The sequence below is a fragment of the Caldimonas taiwanensis NBRC 104434 genome, assembly GCF_001592165.1.
GTDB classification, from domain to species: Bacteria; Pseudomonadota; Gammaproteobacteria; order Burkholderiales; family Burkholderiaceae_C; genus Caldimonas; species Caldimonas manganoxidans.
The window spans coordinates 21,241-39,765 of record NZ_BCWK01000016.1 but is presented as its reverse complement, the minus strand read 5'-3'; the positions used below and the strand labels follow the sequence as shown (position 1 = coordinate 39,765).

The following is an 18,525-nucleotide window of genomic DNA, read 5'->3' as shown; positions in this document are numbered from 1 at the left end:
CACGGAGCCGTTCAGTCTCCGAACATCTTTTGTTTCAGCTCGCGGCGCTGCTGGGCTTCGAGAGACAGTGTAGCGGTTGGCCGCGCGATCAGGCGGCCCAGGCCGATGGGTTCGCCAGTTTCGTCACAATAACCGTATTCCCCGGAGTCGATACGGGCCAGGGCCTGGGCGATTTTCTTCAGCAGCTTGCGTTCACGGTCGCGGGTGCGCAGCTCCAGGGCGTGCTCTTCCTCGATGGTCGCCCGGTCGGCCGGGTCGGGCACGATCGAGGTGTCTTCGCGCAGGTGCTCGGTGGTTTCCCCGGCATTGCTCAGCAGGTCTTCCTTGAGCGCCAGCAGCTTGTGGCGGAAGAACTCGAGCTGCTTTTCATTCATGTATTCCGACTCGGGCATGGCCAGCACCTCGGCATCGGTGAGGTCTTTGCCGGCCTTGGTCTTCCAAGCTTCGGCGAGCTTGGGGTCGGGCGAGGTGAGGCTGGTGCGGGGGGCGTCGAGGACGTCGTTGGACTTGTTCATGGTGGCTGAATGGGACGCTGGCCCGGAGGAAGCCTGGGAAAAGGCCTTGGCCGGGCTGGGGCTGGGAGCGGCGGGCTCGGCGGCCGGCACCGCCACGCTGGCCGGGGGCTCAGGCCGCTGGGGCGCTGTCTTCGGTGCGGCGGCGGTCTTGGCCGAGTCGGCAGCGGCCGATGCGCTCGCTCGCGGGCCGCGCGCAGGACTCGCCTGGGCCTTCTTGGCCGCCACCTTGGCTGGGGCGGCCGTGGGGCTGGTCTTCTTGGCGGCCGGGGCAGCCTCGGCGCGAGCCGGGGCCGCGGTCTTCTTGGCCGCCGTTTTGGCTGCAGGGGCTCGCTGGGCCTGGGTTTTGCTCACGTTCCATCTCCTCGCTATGGCAGTTATATACCTGCTCTCGTTGTCATCGGGGAAAAAGAACCCTGGGACGCGGCCGCTCCAGAGACCTTTCGGCCCCGGGGACTCCCCAAGGGCGCCGCGGATTGTAGCGATCTGGCGCCGTCGTGCGTGGGAGTTTTCCCGCGCCAGGCGCGCACGTGGGTCAGACGAGACATTGTTCCAAGCCTTGACGGAAGATGTCTTGCGGCAGATCCAGCCCGATGAACACCATCTTGCTGGTGCGAGGCTCGCCCTCGGCCCACTTCGGGCCCAGGTCGCTGCCCATGAGCTGGTGCACGCCCTGGAAGATCACTTTGCGGTCGGTGCCTTGCATGTGCAGCACGCCCTTGTAACGCAGCATGCGCGGGCCGTAAATCTGCACGATCGCACCGAGAAAGTCTTCCAACTTGGCCGGGTGGAAGGGCCGGTCCGAGCGGAAGACGAAAGACTTCACGTCATCGTCGTGATGGTGGTGGTGCGGGTGATTGCAGTGTTCGCCATGGTCATGGTCGTGATCATGGTCGTGGTGATGGTCGTGATCGTCTTCCTTCAGGAAGTCCGGATCGATCTCGAGCTTGGCGTTGAGGTTGAAGCCGCGCAGGTCGAAGACTTCGGCAATGGGAACCTCGCCGAAGTGGACGCGGCGCTGCGGCGCGCGGGGGTTCATGTGCTTGAGGCGGTGGGCCAGTGCCTCCACGGCCTCGGGTTCGACCAGATCGGTCTTGCTGATGAAGATCTGGTCGGCAAAGCCCACTTGGCGGCGGGCCTCCTGGCGGGTGTCGAGCTGCTGCGGGGCATGCTTGGCGTCCACCAGGGTGAGAATGGAGTCCAGCAGATAGCTCTCGGCGATCTCGTCGTCCATGAAGAAGGTCTGGGCGACGGGGCCGGGATCGGCCAGGCCGGTGGTCTCGATCACCACCCGGTCGAATTGCAGCTCGCCCCGGCGGCGCTTGGCCGCCAGGTCCGACAAGGTGGAGCGCAGATCTTCTCGGATGGTGCAGCAGATGCAGCCATTGCTCATCTGGATGATCTGCTCCTGCGTGTCGGCCACCAGGATGTCGTTGTCGATGTTTTCCTCGCCGAACTCGTTTTCGATCACGGCGATCTTCTGGCCGTGGGCTTCGTGCAGCACGCGCTTGAGCAGCGTGGTTTTGCCGCTGCCCAGGAAGCCGGTGAGGATGGTGGCGGGAATGAGGCTCATGATGGAATCCTTCGCGACAAGAGCGTGCCCCTATGTGAGGGGGCAGGCCCAGATTTCAAGGCTTGGGCTGAGTGTATCGGCCTTGTCAAGCCTTTGGCCGGTCTGGATGCGGCTTGTCACGGGGCTGGGGTATCCTTCGGCGTGATCTGAACTTTTCGCGCAAGCGATGCCCGACCCTCACCCTCGACGCTGCGGACGCCCCACGGGCGACAAGCGCAATTTTTTCGAACGCCTGGTCGAGTTGCTCTCGCCGGGCCCGGACTCCAAGGACGAACTGTACGAGACCCTGGCCGAGGCCGAAGACCGCGAGCTGATCGAACCCGAGTCGCGGCTCATGCTCGAAGGGGTGTTGCGCATGGCCGACATGACCGCCGGCGACGTGATGGTGGCCGCTGCGCGCATGGATGTGCTGGACATCAACGCGCCCTACGAGGAGCTGCTGAGCACCGTGATCGAGACGGCGCACTCGCGCTTTCCGGTATTCGAAGGCGATCGCCAGAACATCATCGGCATCTTGCTGGCCAAGGACTTGCTCAAGCTGCAGCGCGCCCCCGAGCTCAAGCTGCGCACGCTGTTGCGTCCGGCCGTCTTCGTGCCGGAATCCAAACGCTTGAACGAGCTGCTGCGCGACTTTCGCTCCAACCGCAATCATTTGGCGCTGGTGGTGGACGAATTTGGCAAGATCGCCGGCCTGATCACGATCGAAGACGTGCTGGAGGAAATCGTCGGCGAAATCGAGGATGAATTCGACGAGGAAGACGCGCACAACGGCATCTACACCCTGGCCGACGGCAGCCAGCGTGTGGCCGGCGATGCCGACATCGAAACCGTCAACGAGGCTTTCGGCACCCAGCTGCCCGAGGACGAGTTCGACACCATCGGCGGTTTGGTGGCCCATGAGCTGGGCCATGTGCCACGGCGTGGCGAAGTGGTCGATATCGGCGGCCTGCGGTTTTCGGTGATGCTCACCCGGTCCGGTGCGGTGCGCTGGTTCAAGGTGACGCGCAGCCCCGAGGCGCCGCAGGCCGCTGCGGCGTCCGAGGCCTGATGTCGGCGTCATTGGGCGCGCTGGTTGCGCTGCTGGCCGGTTGGGCCCATGCCCAGGCTTTCGCGCCACGCCAGGGCTGGGCTGTGCAGCTGCTGGCCACGGCGGTCTTGGCCTGGGGGGTGATGCGTGCGCCCAGCGCGCGCCGTGCCGCCTGGTGGGGCTGGTGCTTCGGCTTTTCCTGGTTGGCCGGTGGCGTGTGGTGGCTGTTCATCAGCATGCACCGCTATGGCGGCTTGCCGGCTTGGTTGTCGGCCTTGGCCGTGGCGGCCTTGGCGGCGGCCTTGGCGCTGTATTTGGGGGTGGCCATGGCGGCGGTGGCGCGCTGGCGCAGCGGGCGCCCGGTCGCAGACGCCCTGCTGTTTGCCGCGGGTTGGCTGCTGGCCGAGCTGGCCCGCGGGGTGCTGTTCACCGGGTTTCCCTGGCTGGCCTCCGGGTATGCCCACAGCGATGGGCCGCTGGCGGCCTTGGCGCCGTGGGTCGGGGTCTATGGCATGGGCTTCGTGGCGGCTTGGTTGGCGGCGGCCCTGGCCGTGGCGCTGGTCGGCGCGCGCCGCCCGGTGTGGGGCCGGCTCGCGGCGGCGGGCATGCCGCTGCTGCTGGTCTTGGCCGCGGCGTTGGCGCCAGCGGATTTCACCCGGCCGGCCGGTCGATTCGAGGTCACGCTGCTGCAGCCCAACGTGGCCCAGGACGAAAAATTTTCGGCCGAGCACTTGCCCGCCGCTCTCGAATGGCTGGGGCGCGAACTGGTGGCTGCACGCACCGCGCTGGTGGTGGCCCCCGAGACGGCCATCCCTTTGCTGCCTGCACAACAGCCCGAGGGCTACTGGCAGGCCCTGCAAGCGCATTTCACGCAGGGGTCGGTGGCAGCGCTGATTGGGGTGCCGCTGGGCGACTTCACCGAGGGCTATACCAACTCGGTGGCCGGACTGGCGCCGGGCCAGCCGATGTATCGCTACGACAAGATCCACCTGGTGCCTTTTGGCGAGTTCGTGCCGCCAGGGTTTCGTTGGTTCGTGGACATGATGAACATGCCGCTGGGCGACTTCACCCGCGGACGCCACAGCCGGCCTTTCGTGTTCGATGGCCAGCGCATTCGCCCCACCATCTGCTACGAGGACTTGTTCGGCGAGGAGCTGGCGGCCAATTTCGTGGGCCCAGAGCAGGCCACGGCCATTGCCAACGTCAGCAACATTGCTTGGTTCGGCCCGACGCAGGCGGTCGATCAGCATTTGCAGATCTCGCGGCTGCGCGCATTGGAATTCCAGCGGCCGCTGGTGCGTGCCACCAACACCGGGGCCACGGCCATCATCGACCATCGCGGGCGGGTGACGCATGCGCTGGCCCCGCATGTTCGCGGGGTGTTGGTGGGCGAGGTCGAGGGGCGCTTGGGCAGCACGCCTTACGCCCGCTGGGTGGCGGCCCTGGGCCTGTGGCCTTGGGTCGTCTTGGCCGCCGGGCTGTGGGGGCTGGCGGTGTGGCGCGCCGGGACATCCCGGGCGGCCGCCTAGAATCAAGGGTTCGTTTCGCCGGGGCCGATGCGCCATGCACGCGGCCCCATGCCCGCACATCGATCGTTCAGACCATGCTGACCTTCCAGCAACTCATCGCGCGCCTGCATGACTACTGGGCCGCCCAGGGCTGCGCCCTGCTGCAGCCCTATGACATGGAGGTGGGCGCTGGCACCAGCCACACGGCCACCTTCTTGCGCGCCATTGGCCCCGAGCCCTGGAAAGCTGCCTATGTGCAGCCCAGCCGACGCCCCAAGGATGGGCGCTATGGCGAGAACCCCAACCGCTTGCAACACTACTATCAGTACCAAGTGGTGCTCAAGCCGGCCCCGCAGAACATCTTGGAGCTGTACCTGGGCTCGCTCGAGGCCCTGGGCTTCGACTTGAAAAAGAACGACGTCCGCTTCGTCGAGGACGACTGGGAAAACCCCACGCTGGGCGCCTGGGGGCTGGGCTGGGAGGTGTGGCTCAATGGCATGGAGGTCACGCAGTTCACCTACTTCCAGCAAGTCGGTGGCATCGACTGCAAGCCCCTGACCGGTGAGATCACCTATGGCCTGGAGCGCTTGGCGATGTACCTGCAGGGCGTGGACAACGTCTACAAGCTCGTCTGGACCGACGGTCTGACCTATGGCGATGTCTACCTGCAAAACGAACAAGAGCAGTCGGCCTACAACTTCGAGCACAGCGACGTGGAGTTCTTGCTCACCGCCTTTGCGGCGCATGAGCGCCAGGCGCAGCACCTGATGGCCCAGCAGCTGGCCCTGCCGGCGTATGAGCAGGTGCTCAAGGCGGCGCACACGTTCAACCTGCTCGATGCGCGCGGGGCCATCAGCGTGACCGAGCGCGCTGCGTACATCGGCCGCATCCGCAATCTCGCCCGTGCCGTGGCGCAGAGCTATCTCGACAGCCGCGCCCGCTTGGGCTTCCCGTTGGCGCCGCGTCAATGGGCCCAAGAGGTGCTGGCTCAGCTGGAGAAAAAGGCTGCCTGAGATGACGACGAAGAAAAATTTGCTGGTCGAGCTCTTCGTGGAGGAGCTGCCTCCGAAGGCGCTGAAGAAACTGGGCGAGGCCTTCGCCACCGTGTTGACCGACAGCCTCAAGGCCCAGGGTCTGGTGGATGCGGCCGTGGTGCCCACCCCGTTTGCCACGCCGCGACGCCTGGCGGTGCGGGTGGAGGCGGTGGCCGAGCGGGCGGCCGACCGTCCGGTGCAGCGCAAGCTGATGCCGGTGTCCGTGGGGCTGACCGCCGAGGGCCGGCCCACACCGGCCCTGCTGAAAAAGCTCGAGTCTTTGGGGCTGGACGCCAGCGTGGTCGATCGGCTCCAGCGGGTGCATGATGGCAAGGCCGAGGTGCTGTTCCATGACAGTGTGGTGCCCGGTGTGGCGCTGGCCGAGGGCTTGCAAAAGGCCCTGGACGAGGCCATTGCCAAGCTGCCCATTCCCAAACTGATGAGCTACCAGCTCGCCGATGGATGGACGAGCGTGCATTTCGTGCGTCCGGCGCACGCCCTGGTGGCGTTGTGGGGCAGCGACGTGGTGCCCGTGCAGGCCCTGGGCTTGAAGGCTGGCCGTCAGACCCGGGGTCACCGTTTCGAGGCCCGCGTCGATCCGGTGGTGATCCGCGAAGCCGACAGCTACCCGGAGCAAATGCGCCACGACGGGGCGGTGATCGCCAGTTTCGAGGCGCGTCGCGCCGAGATCGTGCGCCAGCTCGGCGAAGCGGCCGCCCGGCTCGGCGGCGGTGTGCGCCCGGTGGACGACGAGGCGCTGCTCGACGAAGTCACGGCCCTGGTGGAACGCCCCAATGTGCTGGTGGGCCAGTTCGAGCCGGAGTTCCTCGAGGTGCCGCAAGAATGCCTCATCCTCACGATGAAGGCCAATCAGAAGTACTTCCCCTTGCTGGACGCCCAGGGCCGGCTGACCAACCGCTTCCTCGTGGTGAGCAACATCAGCCCCGAAGACCCCAGTGCGGTGATTGGCGGCAACGAACGGGTGGTGCGTCCGCGCCTGGCCGATGCCAAGTTCTTCTACGACCAAGACCGCAAGAAGACCTTGGAGTCGCGCGTGCCGGGTCTGGACAAGGTGGTCTATCACGGCAAGCTGGGCAGCCAGGGCGAGCGCACGCAGCGTGTGCAGGCCATTGCCCATGCCATCGTCGACCAGCTGCGTCAGGCCACCGTGCCGTCCACCGCCGAGGCCAAGGACGAGTTCGATGGGCTGGACAGCCAGGTGCAGCAGGCGGCTCGCTTGGCCAAGGCCGATCTGCTCACCGACATGGTGGGCGAGTTTCCAGAGCTGCAGGGCATCATGGGCGGCTATTACGCGCGCCATGAGGGGCTGCACGATGGCGTGGCCCTTGCCATCGAAGACCACTACAAGCCGCGGTTTGCCGGGGATGCCTTGCCGCGCAATCACATCGGCACGGTGCTGGCCTTGGCCGACAAGCTGGAGACGCTGGTGGGCCTGTTTGGCATCGGCCAGTTGCCCAGCGGCGACAAAGACCCGTTTGCGCTGCGCCGACATGCGCTGGGCGTGGTGCGTTTGCTGATCGAGAAGAACCTGCCTTTGCAATTGCCCGATCTGGTGGCCGCTGCGGTGCCGGTGTTTGGATCGCGCATCCACGATCCGCGCGGGGCCTTGCTGGACTTCATTTACGACCGGTTGGCCGTCTCCTTGCGCGAGCAGGGCTACACCGCGCAGGAGGTCGAGGCGGTGCTGGCCTTGCGGCCTGGCCGCTTGGGCGAGGTGCCGCGGCGCCTGGCGGCCGTGCGCGCCTTCGTTGGCTTGCCCGAGGCGCAGGCGCTGGCCGCGGCCAACAAGCGGGTGGGCAACATCTTGAAGAAGGCCGATGCAGCGATCGAGCCGAAGGTGGATGTGAGCTTGTTGCGCGAGCCGGCCGAAGCCGGGCTGCACGAGGCCTTGCAGGCCGTGCGGCCGCAAGCCGACGCGGCCTTCGAGCAAGGCGATTACACCGGCTCGTTGCAGGCGCTGGCCGCGCTGAAGGATCCGGTGGATACTTTCTTCGACCAAGTGATGGTCAATGCCGAGGACGCGGCATTGCGTGCCAACCGTCTGGGTTTGCTGGCGCTGCTGCATGCGGCGATGAACCGCGTGGCCGATCTGTCGCGTCTGGCGGCGGCCTGAGGAGCTGTCCATGCCCGCACCGCGTCCCGTGGAACGCCAGCTCAAGCTCGTCGTGCTCGGCCGCGACGGCGTGCTCAACCGTTACCGCACCGAGCATGTGGCCCAGCCTGAGGAATGGGAACCGCTGCCCGGCGCGCTGGATGCCGTGGCTCGGCTGAACCATGCCGGCTGGCATGTGGTGGTGGCCACCAACCAACCGGGGCTGGGCACGGGGTTGCTCGACATGGCCGGCCTGAATGCCGTGCACCAGCGGATGAACGAGCTGTTGGCCCGTCATGGCGGGCGCATCGACGCGGTGTTCATCTGCCCGCACACCCCCGAGGACGGTTGCGACTGCCGCAAGCCGGCCCCGGGGCTGCTCCTGCGCATCAGTGAACGCTTCGGCGTGCCTTTGCAAGAAATCGTCGTGGCCGGTGACACGGTGCGTGACTTGCAGGCCGCGCATGCCGTCGGCTGTGAGCCGCATCTGCTGCGCACGGGCCGCTGCGAGGGGCTCAGCGATGAGCAGGTGGCGGCCTTGGCGGCCCAAGTGCCTGGCACGCGGGTGCATCAGAACTTGGAGGCCTTGGCCGCTCATCTCGTGCAACGCGAGCGCGAGGAGTCGGGGGAGAGCGCTGGTGCGACCGACTTCGGCTCGCTGACTTGAGGCCCCGAGCGTGCCCAGGCGGCCCGCGCCGGGCAAGGGCGGCTCGGGCCGTCGCCACGGCGGCGCGAAGCGGCAGCCGAGACATGTCCGTTTGCAATCACCGAGGTAGGAACCGATGCGAGTGTTGAGGTCCGTGTTGTTTTTGGGGTGGGTGATCCTCACCGTGGTGCCTTGGGCCGTGGCGGTGTTGGTGATGTCGGTCTTCGTGCGCGGGCGCCCTCTGTACTGGGCCTGCGTGGGATGGACCCGCCTGGTGATCTGGGCGGCCCGCTGGATCGCCGGGGTGCGCTGGCGCGTGCAGGGGTGGCATCATTTGCCGCAAGGCCCGGCGATCTTGCTGCCCAAGCACCAATCGGCCTGGGAGACGCTGGCCTTCCCCTCGTTGATGCCCCGACCGCTGAGCTTCGTGTTCAAGCGCGAGTTGTTGTGGGTGCCGTTTTTCGGCTGGGCCTTGGGGCGCTTGGACATGGTGCACATCGATCGCAGCAAACGATCCGAGGCCTGGGCCAAAGTGGCCGAGCAGGGCCGGCGCTTCATGGAGTCTGGGCATTGGGTCATCATGTTCCCCGAAGGCACACGCACGCCCAGGGGGCAGCAGGGCGCCTACAAGACCGGGGGCACTCGCTTGGCGGTGGCCACCGGCGTGCCGGTGGTGCCCATTGCCGTGACCTCGGCACGCTGTTGGCCGCGCAAGTCTTTCCTGCTCACGCCGGGGATCATCGATGTGTCCATCGGCCCGCCGATCGACTCGCAGGGGCGTGATCCGGAGGACTTGATGCGCCAGGTGGAAGCCTGGATCGAGGCCGAGATGCGTCGGCTCGATCCCGAGGCCTATCCCGAAGGCGCCACCGCCTCTGGCGCACCACAGAGGGCCTGAACCTATACTGCCGGTCCATGGTACGTCCGGCCTCAGGTTCGCGCGAGCCGCAGCAACTGTCGCTGTTTTCCGGTGAGTCGCCGTCGAGCGCGACGGTGGCCGCGCCGGCGACACCGAGCCGCCCGGAGGTCGGCCGCAGCTTGCCGCCGGTGGCTTTCGCCCATCCGCGTTCGACCCACGAGCTGGTGCTCGACGGTCATCGGGTGGCCTATGCCTTGCGACGCGCCAAACGCCGAACGATCGGCTTCGTCGTGGGCCCCGAGGGGTTGACGGTGAGTGCCCCGCGTTGGGTGAGCGTGGGCGAGATCGAAGCGGCGCTGCGCGAGAAGGCTCGCTGGGTGTTGCGCAAGCTGGCCGAGCAGAACGAGCGCAATGCCCGGCTTCAACAGGCCAAAGTGGAGTGGCGCGACGGGGCGAGCCTGCCTTTCCTGGGCGAGACGGTCATCGTGGTGCTCGATCCGCGGGCCACGGGGGCGGTGCTCCACACCGATGCCGATGCGCTGCCCGGGGTGCCGCGCCTGACCTTGCATGTGGGCTTGCCTCAGCAGGCCAGCGCCGCACAAATCCGCGACGCTGTGCACGGCTGGTTGCAGCGACAGGCTCGACGCGTGTTCGAGGAACGCTGTGGGCACTTTGCCCAGCGGCTGGGGGTGCGCTACACGCGCCTGAGCCTGTCGTCGGCACAGACGCGCTGGGGCAGCGCCTCGGCCGACGGCTCCATTCGCTTGAACTGGCGGCTCATCCACTTCGCCTTGCCCATCATCGACTACGTGGTGGCCCACGAACTCGCGCACCTGCGCGAGATGAACCACAGCCCACGCTTTTGGGACGTGGTGCGCTCGGTGCTGCCAGACTATGAGCACGCCCGCGGCAGGCTGAAGGAGACGGTGCTGCCGGATTTGGGCTGAATGCTCAGGGCCGCAAGGCCGGTGTCTGGGCCGATGATGGCCCGCCATCGGAAGGACGGGCCGCGGGAGGCCCGTGCCGCTGCCTGCATTCAACGCCGGAACTTGCCATCCGGCCCGATGATGGACAGATCGGCGTAGTCCAGCCCGGTGTGGTCGGTGGGGGAGTAGTTGATCTCCATGCCGCCGATGTCGAAGTTGCGGATGCCGTTGAGCGCATTGACGATTTGCGCTCGCGTGGGGTTGGGGCCGGCACGGCGCAGGGCTTCGACGAGCACCTTGGCCGCGGCGAAGCCTTCCATCATGGCCGGAGAGACTTCTTGCTGGCCTTTGGCGCGCGCCAGATCGACGGCTTCTTTGACGATCGGCGCGGCCAGAGAGCGCTCATAGGGAAAGACTTGGCTGACGATCACGCCGCGGGCATGTTCGCCCAAGGACTTGATGAAGCCCGCCGAGGCGTTGTTCGACAAGGTCACCACCTGGGCGCGCGAACCCGCGGCCCGCAAGGCTTTGACGCCCTCGACCACGGCCGAGCCCGAGCCGATGATGATCACCGCTTGGGCGTCGGCCTGCACGATCTTGGGCACGATCGGGGCGAAGTTGGGTTGGGCCCGGTCGAACTTTTCCAACACCACCGGTTGTTTGCCGACGGCGTCGAACCCTTTCTGTGCGCCGGCCATCGAGTCGGCGCCGAAGGAGTCATCGACTTGGATGACGGCGATGCGCTCCAGGCCGATCAAGCTCAGATGGCGGACGGCGCGCTCGGCCTCGCGCTGGTAGGTGGCGCGGACGTTGAAGATGTAGGGATGGACCGGTTGGTGCAGCACCATCGCGCCGGTGGACGGGGCGATCAGCGCGATCTTGTGCTCGGCCAGCAAGGGCATGATGGCTTGGGCGTGGGGGGTGCCGCGTGTCAAGAACAGGGCGAGCACTTTTTTGTCGACGATGAGTTCCCGGGCGTTGTCGGCGGCCAGCTTGGGGTCGAACTTGTCGTCCAGTGAGATCAGTTCGATCTTTTGTCCGTTCACGCCGCCGCGGGCGTTGACCGCGTCGAGGTAGAGTTTGGCGCCGTCGGTGGTCTCCTTGACCCCCGCGGCCACCGGCCCGGAAAAGCCAGCGGTTTGGCCGATCAGGAGTTGGGCTTGGGCGGCCAAGCTCATCAGCGCGGCCGTCAGCGCGAATAGCCAATGTCGTCTGTGCATGCGGTCTCCTTCGTGGGGTTTTGCTTATCGGAACACGTCGTCTGTGCCTGCATGACGCAAGCCGGCTGCGCGATGGGCCGGCCTCGGTGGCTTGGCAGGGTGTCCATAACGATACCGGCTCGGCAGCGCCCGGCCGCGGTCTGCTCGGCGCCGTCCTTGCGAGCCGTGATGGCGGCACACGACGAACTCGAGAGTCTGACACGGTCTTGGCGATGGAGTGTGTGAAAAATCGCAAGCCTGCGGCGTTCTTACACGTGCTTGCATTCCCGCGCGGCGCGTGGGTTGGGCGACGCCGGGCCCCGCATGCCGGCGCTGGGGCTGCCTAGAATGCTTGGCCACTGTCGTCCGAACCCTCCCGAAAGACGTCCCGCATGACTTCTGGTGTCATTCGCATCCGCGGCGCCCGCCAGCACAACCTCAAAAACCTGGATCTGGACTTGCGCACTGGCCAGCTGACCGTGGTGACCGGACCTTCGGGCTCGGGCAAGTCCAGCTTGGTGTTCGACACGCTGTATGCCGAGGGCCAGCGCCGTTATGTGGAAACCTTCAGCGCCTATGCGCGCCAGTTCCTCGACCGCATGGATCGACCCGCGGTCGATCATGTGGAAGGCGTGCCCCCGGCCATTGCGATCGACCAGACCAATCCGGTGCGGACCTCGCGCTCCACGGTGGGCACGATGACCGAGCTGAACGACCATCTGAAGCTCTTGTTTGCCCGCGCCGCGCAACTCTACGATCGTCAGACCGCCCAGCCGGTGCGGCAAGACAATCCCGAGACGATCTATGCCGACCTGTTGCAGCGCACGCAAGGCGGCGACCCGCGTCTGGTGGTGAGCTTCCCGGTGGAGCTGCCTGCGCACACCACGCCCGAGGAGATCGAGCAATGGCTGTCGGCCAGCGGCTATACCCGCGTGCAGGCCGAACGCGAGGTGGTCACCCCGCAAGGGCCGCGCAAAGTGTTGGATGTGGTGGCCGACCGCTTCCGACTGGCCGGCACGGACAAGGCCCGCGTGATCGAAGCTTTGGAAGTGGCACTCAAGCGAGGCGGCGGCCGTGTGAATGTGCACGTGCTGCGTGAGCAAGGCGAGCCGGAGGTCTGGAGGTTTTCGGCAGGTTTGCATAGCCCCGACAGCGATCTACGGTACGACCCTCCGACGCCAGCGATGTTTTCCTTCAATTCGGCCTACGGCGCTTGCGAGACCTGCCGCGGTTTTGGCCGGGTGATCGGGGTGGATTGGGGGCTGGTCATTCCCGACCATCGCAAGACGCTGCGCTCGGGGGCCATCAAGCCGCTGCAGACGCCAGCGTGGAAAGAGATCCAGGACGACTTGCTCAAGTACGCTGGGGAAGCGGGCATCCCGCGCGACACGGCCTGGAGCCAGCTCACGGACGCCCAGCGTGCCTGGGTGTTGGAGGGCTCGCCGCACTGGAATGGCGACTGGAACAGGCAGTGGTACGGCATCCGGCGCTTCTTCGAGTACCTCGAAAGCAAGGCCTACAAGATGCACATTCGTGTGCTGCTGTCCAAGTACCGCAGCTACACGCCTTGCACCAGCTGTGGCGGGGCGCGGCTGAAGCTCCAATCCTTGCTGTGGCGTTTGGGCAGCAAGGACGATGCGGATGCGGTGCTGGGGGATCGCTACACCCGTTTCATGCCCGTGGGGGTCGGCTGGTCGCGCGAGCAGCTCGATGCGCTACCGGGCCTGTGCTTGCACGATCTGATGCTGTTGCCCATCGAACGGGTGCGCGCATTCTTCGATCGCATCGCGCCGCCGGCCGACGCAGCCACCGAGAAAGATCCGCTGCACCTGCTGTACGACGAGATCCGCACGCGGTTGAGGTATCTGTGCGATGTCGGTCTGGGGTATCTGACGCTGGACCGCCAAAGCCGAACGCTCAGCGGCGGAGAGGTTCAGCGCATCAACCTGACCACCGCGCTGGGCACTTCGCTGGTGAACACGCTGTTCGTGTTGGACGAGCCCAGTATCGGCCTGCACCCGCGCGACATGCACCGCATCAACGAGGCCATGCTGCGCCTGCGCGATGCGGGCAACACGCTGGTGGTGGTGGAGCACGATCCGGCGGTGATGCTGGCGGCCGACCGCATCATCGACATGGGGCCGGGGCCTGGCGAGCGCGGCGGCCAGGTGGTCTTCGATGGCACGCCCGAGGCGCTGCGCCAGGCCGACACGCTGACGGGCGCCTACCTGGGCGGGCGCAAGCGCATCGGCATCGGCATGCGTCGTCGGGTCACGGACGGCACGCCGCGCTTGGTGTTGGAAGGGGCGCGCGAGCACAACCTGCGCGGGGTGAACGTCGAGTTCCCGCTGCAGCGCCTGGTGTGCATCACTGGCGTCAGCGGCTCGGGCAAATCGACCTTGGTGCAAGACGTGCTGTATCCGGCGCTGGCCCGACACTTCGGCAAGGCCACCGAGAGCCCAGGTGCGCACGATCGTCTGCTGGGCGCGGACTGGCTCACCGATGTGGTTTTCGTGGATCAGTCCCCCATCGGCAAGACCGCCCGCTCCAACCCGGCCAGCTATGTGGGGGCCTTCGACGAGATCCGCGCGCTGTTTGCCGCCGCGCCCTTGGCCTTGCAGCGCGGCTATGGCGCGGGCATGTTCAGCTTCAACGCCGGCGAGGGCCGCTGCCCCACCTGCGGCGGCTCGGGCTTCGAGCATGTGGAGATGCAGTTCTTGAGCGATGTGTACTTGCGCTGCCCGGACTGCGATGGCCGCCGCTACCGTGCCGAGATCCTGGAAGTGCGCCTCGACCGCCCCGCGGCGGACGGCCATTGGCGTTCGCTCAGCGTGGCCGATGTGCTGGAGCTGACCGTCCGCGAAGCGGCCGAGCTGTTCCGCGGCGACCGCGAGGTGCTGCGCGCGCTGCAGCCCTTGGTGGACGTGGGTTTGGAGTATCTCAAGCTCGGCCAGCCCGTGCCCACGCTGTCCGGTGGCGAGGCCCAGCGTCTGAAGCTCGCGGGCTATCTGGCCGAGGCGGCCAAAAACGCCACGTCCAGCCATCAAGCCGTGGCGCGCAAGGGCATGTTGTTCCTGTTCGACGAGCCGACCACTGGCTTGCATTTCGACGACATTGCCAAGCTGATGCGCGCCTTTGGCAAGCTGCTGGAGGCGGGGCACTCGCTGTTGGTGATCGAACACAACCTGGATGTGATCCGCTCGGCCGACTGGATCGTGGACCTCGGCCCCGACGGCGGCGAAGCCGGCGGCGAGGTGGTGTGCACCGGCACGCCCGAGGACGTGAAGGCCCACCCGCAGTCGCACACCGGCCGCGCGCTGCGCGAGTACGAAGCTGCGTTGGGCCTGGTGGATGGTGCCCGAGCAGAAGAGGGCGCCCCGCTGCAAACCCTGGTGCGCGCGCGCCGCGCCGCCGCCCAGGCCAACGGCCTGGACGCCATCCGCATCGTCAACGCCCGCGAGCACAACCTCAAGGCCATGACCGTGGACATCCCGCGCGGGAAGTTCAGCGTCATCACCGGCGTGTCGGGGTCGGGCAAGTCCACGCTGGCGTTCGACATCCTTTTCAACGAAGGCCAGCGGCGCTATCTCGAATCGCTCAATGCGTATGCGCGCTCCATCGTGCAGCCGGCCGGGCGGCCCGAAGTGGACGCGGTGTATGGCATCCCGCCCACCGTGGCCATCGAGCAGCGCTTGAGCCGTGGCGGGCGCAAGAGCACGGTGGCCACCACCACCGAGGTCTATCACTTCCTGCGCTTGCTGTATGTCAAGCTGGGCGTGCAGCATTGTGTGCATGACGGCGCCGAGGTGCGGCCGCAAACGCCGGAATCCATCGCCGCGCAGCTGCTGCGTGAGCACAAGGGCCAGCACGTGGGCCTGCTGGCGCCCTTGGTGGTGAACCGCAAGGGTCTTTATACCGACCTGGCCAAATGGGCTCAGGCCCGCGGCCACACCCATTTGCGCGTGGACGGCGAGTTCGTGCCCGTGACCCCTTGGCCCAAGCTCGATCGCTTCAAAGAGCACACCATCGAGCTGCCGGTGGGCGACCTCGTGATCCGCCCCGACCACGAGGCCGAACTGCGCGGCTTGCTCAGCCGCACGCTGGAGCTGGGCAAGGGGGTGATGCACCTGCTGGTGCCGCTGGATGGATTGCAAGGCGCGATGGCGACAGGCCGCTCGACGGTCGACATCGGCCAGGTGAAGGTGTTCTCCACCAAACGCGCTTGCCCGGTGTGCGGCACCAGTTACCCCGAGCTGGACCCGCGCATGTTCTCGTACAACTCCAAGCACGGTTGGTGCCCCGACTGCGTGGGCACCGGCGTGCAGCTGACGGGCGAGCAGCGCCGTGCGTTGGATGACACGCGGCGTGACGATGACAAAGGCCGCGAGCAGACCTTCGCCGAGCCCGAACTGGAGGACGTGTCCGACCAGCCCTGCAGCACCTGTGGTGGCGCGCGCCTGAACCCGGTGTCGCTGGCGATTCGCTTCCGCGGCGAATCGATTGCGGACGTGGCCGCCCGTTCGGTCACCGAGGCACGTCGTTGGATCGACACCTTGGCCTTGGAAGGCCGCGAGGCCGCCATCGCGCGCGACTTGGTGAGCGAAATCCGCAACCGACTCGCGTTCTTGGAGGATGTGGGGCTGGGCTACCTCACGCTCGATCGTGCGGCGCCCACGCTCAGCGGTGGTGAGGCCCAGCGCATCCGTCTGGCCGCGCAATTGGGCTCCAATCTGCAGGGCGTGTGCTACGTGCTCGATGAACCCACCATCGGCCTGCATCCGCGCGACAATCGGATCCTGCTCGACGCTTTGCACAAGCTGGGCGACCAAGGCAACACCCTGGTGGTGGTGGAGCATGACGAAGACACCATCCGCCGCGCCGACCACATCATCGACATCGGCCCCGGCGCCGGCAAACGCGGTGGACGACTGATCGCGCAAGGCACTGCGGATCAACTGGCTGCGCAGGCCGAATCCCTCACGGGCCGCTTCCTCGCGCGCCCGTTGGTGCACCCCATGCAGCCGCGCCGAGCGGTCGATCGTCACACGCCCCGGCTCACATTGCGCGGCGCTTCACTGCACAACCTGCGCGGCATCGATGTGGAGGTGCCGCTGCATCGTTTGGTGGCCGTCACCGGGGTGTCCGGCTCGGGCAAGTCCACGCTTGCGCGCGACGTGCTGCTGGCCAACCTGCAGGCCGTGGTGAACAACCGCGGCAAGGGCCTGCCTGCGTGGATGGGCTGCACCGCTTTGGAAGGCTGGGAACGCGTGGACCGCGTGCTCGAAGTGGACCAAACCCCCATTGGCAAGACGCCGCGGTCCTGTCCGGCCACCTATGTGGGGTTCTGGGACGAGATCCGCAAGCTCTTTGCGGGCACATTGGAAGCCAAGGCGCGCGGTTATGCGCCTGCGCGCTTTTCCTTCAACACCGGCGAGGGTCGCTGCCACGCCTGCGAAGGGCAGGGTCTGCGCACCATCGAGATGAGCTTCTTGCCCGATGTGAAAGTGCTGTGCGACGTGTGCCGCGGTGCGCGCTTCAACCCCGAAACCTTGGCTGTCACTTGGCGCGGCAAGAGCATCGGCGATGTGCTGGCCATGGAGGTGGACGAGGCGGTGGACTTCTTCGCCTCCATGCCCGCCATTGCCCACCCCTTGCAACTGTTGAGGGACGTGGGCCTGGGCTACCTGACCCTCGGCCAGCCTTCACCCACGCTGTCCGGCGGGGAGGCTCAACGCATCAAGCTCGTCACCGAGCTGAGCAAGGTGCGAGACGATGTGATGCGGCGCGGCAACAAGGCGCCGCACACCCTGTACGTGCTGGACGAGCCGACGGTCGGTCTGCACATGGCGGATGTGGAAAAGCTCATTCGCGTGCTGCACCGCCTGGTGGACGCTGGCCACAGCGTGGTGGTGATCGAACACGACCTGGATGTGATTGCCGAAGCCGACTGGATCCTCGACCTCGGCCCCGAAGGCGGCACCGGCGGCGGCCAGGTGGTGGTGGCCGGCACGCCGCAAGCCGTGGTGGCCGCCGGCAGCCACACCGGGCGGGCGCTTGCGCCGGTGCTGGCGCGCAAGGCCTAGCCTGCGCCGGGCGTGGCGTTGAGCCTCGGCGGGCGATGCTCAATCGATCTGAAAACCCGTTGCCTTGGCCACGGCCGCCCAGCGCTGGGCTTCGGAGTGCAGCAGGCGCTGTGTGTCGGCCCGGCTCGTGCCCAGCACGGTGAAGCCTGCGTCCTCCAGTTGCTTGCGCACGACCGGGCTTTGCACGGCGGCGACGATGTCGCGATTGAGCTGGTCCAGCACCGGCTCGGGCGTGCCCGCCGGTGCAAAGACGGCGAACCATGCGGAGAAGTTGATGTCGGCCAAACCGAGTTCGGCAAACGTCGGCACTTCGGGCAGCAAGGCCGAGCGGCGAGTCGCGGTGGTGGCCAGGCCGCGCAGTTTGCCGCCTTTGATTTGAGGGGCGGCCAAGGCGGTGCTGACGAAGGCGGCTTGTACGCTGCCGCTCACCAGAGCTGTGATCGCATCGCCGGTGGCACGGAAGTGCACGGGCTCGATCTGGAAGCCCGAACGGCTGGCGAAGATTTCGGCGCCGAAATGGCCCGGCGTGCCCGCGCCGAAGGTGGCGAAGTTGAACTTTTGCTTGTCCGCGCGCGCGGCCGCCACCAGGGATGCGACGTCGGCATAAGGCGCATTGGGCGGCACCACCAACACGAAGTCGGCGCGCACGATTTCCGACACCGGGGCCAATTCCTTGGCAGGCTGGTAGGGCAGCTTGCGGTGGGTGGCCGGGGCGATGCTGATCGATCCGACTTCGCCCAACAGCAAGGTGTGGCCATCGGGCGTGCCCTTGGCCACTTGTTGCGCGGCGATTTGTCCGCCGGCGCCTGCGACGTTGTCGACCACGACGGTTTGTTTGAGCGTTTCGGCCAAGCGCTGCCCGAGGGTTCGGGCCACCACGTCGGGGCCGGTGCCGGGCGGGAAGCCGACGATCAGACGCACGGGGCGTTGCGGGTAGTTTTGAGCGATCGCGAGCGTGGCCAGCGCAGACAGGCCGGGAGCCAGCAGCGGGGCCAGGGAGGTGGCTCGCAGAAGGGTGCGGCGCAGCATGGCGGTGGTCTCCGTG

At 66.9% G+C, this 18,525-nt stretch carries 12 protein-coding genes; 8 read left to right on the top strand and 4 right to left on the bottom strand.

Going from position 1 to position 18,525, the window contains the following annotated elements:
- Positions 1-11: 11 nt before the first annotated feature.
- Both dksA and CTA01S_RS12760 read right to left on the bottom strand, forming a co-directional pair.
- Positions 12-866, bottom strand: a complete 855-nt coding sequence (gene dksA / locus CTA01S_RS16485) for an RNA polymerase-binding protein DksA (protein ID WP_084362423.1) — start codon at positions 864-866, stop codon at positions 12-14.
- Positions 867-1,047: 181 nt separating this feature from the next.
- Complete coding sequence (locus tag CTA01S_RS12760) at positions 1,048-2,085, bottom strand: CobW family GTP-binding protein (protein ID WP_062196084.1); 1,038 nt, start codon at positions 2,083-2,085, stop codon at positions 1,048-1,050.
- A 166-nt stretch (positions 2,086-2,251) separates the two neighbouring features.
- Here CTA01S_RS12760 and CTA01S_RS12755 point away from each other — a divergent pair, with 166 nt between their 5' ends.
- The 7 genes from CTA01S_RS12755 (at position 2,252) to CTA01S_RS12725 (ending at position 10,219) form a co-directional block, all read left to right on the top strand.
- Entirely contained in the window at positions 2,252-3,133 is an 882-nt protein-coding gene (locus CTA01S_RS12755; RefSeq protein WP_019560181.1) for a CorC family transporter, read from the top strand.
- Positions 3,133-4,641, top strand: coding sequence for an apolipoprotein N-acyltransferase (gene lnt / locus CTA01S_RS12750; protein ID WP_019560180.1), 1,509 nt, complete (start codon positions 3,133-3,135; stop codon positions 4,639-4,641). The genes CTA01S_RS12755 and lnt overlap by 1 nt, the downstream gene beginning before the upstream one ends.
- A 74-nt stretch (positions 4,642-4,715) precedes the next feature.
- A complete protein-coding gene (gene glyQ, locus CTA01S_RS12745) occupies positions 4,716-5,633 on the top strand; it encodes a glycine--tRNA ligase subunit alpha (RefSeq protein WP_019560179.1) in 918 nt (305 codons plus the stop codon).
- Between the two features lies 1 nt (position 5,634).
- Positions 5,635-7,788, top strand: coding sequence for a glycine--tRNA ligase subunit beta (gene glyS / locus CTA01S_RS12740; RefSeq protein ID WP_062196081.1), 2,154 nt, complete (start codon positions 5,635-5,637; stop codon positions 7,786-7,788).
- Between the two features lie 10 nt (positions 7,789-7,798).
- Complete coding sequence (gene gmhB / locus CTA01S_RS12735; protein WP_062196080.1) at positions 7,799-8,434, top strand: D-glycero-beta-D-manno-heptose 1,7-bisphosphate 7-phosphatase; 636 nt, start codon at positions 7,799-7,801, stop codon at positions 8,432-8,434.
- Between the two features lie 115 nt (positions 8,435-8,549).
- Positions 8,550-9,311: a lysophospholipid acyltransferase family protein gene (locus CTA01S_RS12730; protein WP_033370977.1), complete on the top strand. Its 762-nt coding sequence runs from the start codon at positions 8,550-8,552 to the stop codon at positions 9,309-9,311.
- A 17-nt stretch (positions 9,312-9,328) separates the two neighbouring features.
- Positions 9,329-10,219, top strand: a complete 891-nt coding sequence (locus CTA01S_RS12725; protein WP_062196077.1) for a M48 family metallopeptidase — start codon at positions 9,329-9,331, stop codon at positions 10,217-10,219.
- A gap of 89 nt (positions 10,220-10,308) precedes the next feature.
- On the opposite strand, the gene CTA01S_RS12720 is transcribed toward CTA01S_RS12725, so the two are convergent.
- Complete coding sequence (locus tag CTA01S_RS12720; protein WP_062196075.1) at positions 10,309-11,418, bottom strand: ABC transporter substrate-binding protein; 1,110 nt, start codon at positions 11,416-11,418, stop codon at positions 10,309-10,311.
- Positions 11,419-11,789: 371 nt separating this feature from the next.
- On the opposite strand from CTA01S_RS12720, the gene uvrA reads away from it, so the two are divergent.
- The gene (uvrA, locus tag CTA01S_RS12715) at positions 11,790-17,480 is read left to right on the top strand and encodes an excinuclease ABC subunit UvrA (protein WP_062196072.1); all 5,691 of its coding nucleotides are present in this window, start codon (positions 11,790-11,792) and stop codon (positions 17,478-17,480) included.
- Positions 17,481-17,519: 39 nt separating this feature from the next.
- Here the strand turns inward: uvrA and CTA01S_RS12710 are convergent, their stop codons facing one another.
- Positions 17,520-18,509 (bottom strand): Bug family tripartite tricarboxylate transporter substrate binding protein, encoded by a 990-nt coding sequence (locus CTA01S_RS12710; RefSeq protein WP_084362422.1) that lies wholly within the window; start codon positions 18,507-18,509, stop codon positions 17,520-17,522.
- Between the last annotated feature and the right edge of the window lie 16 nt (positions 18,510-18,525).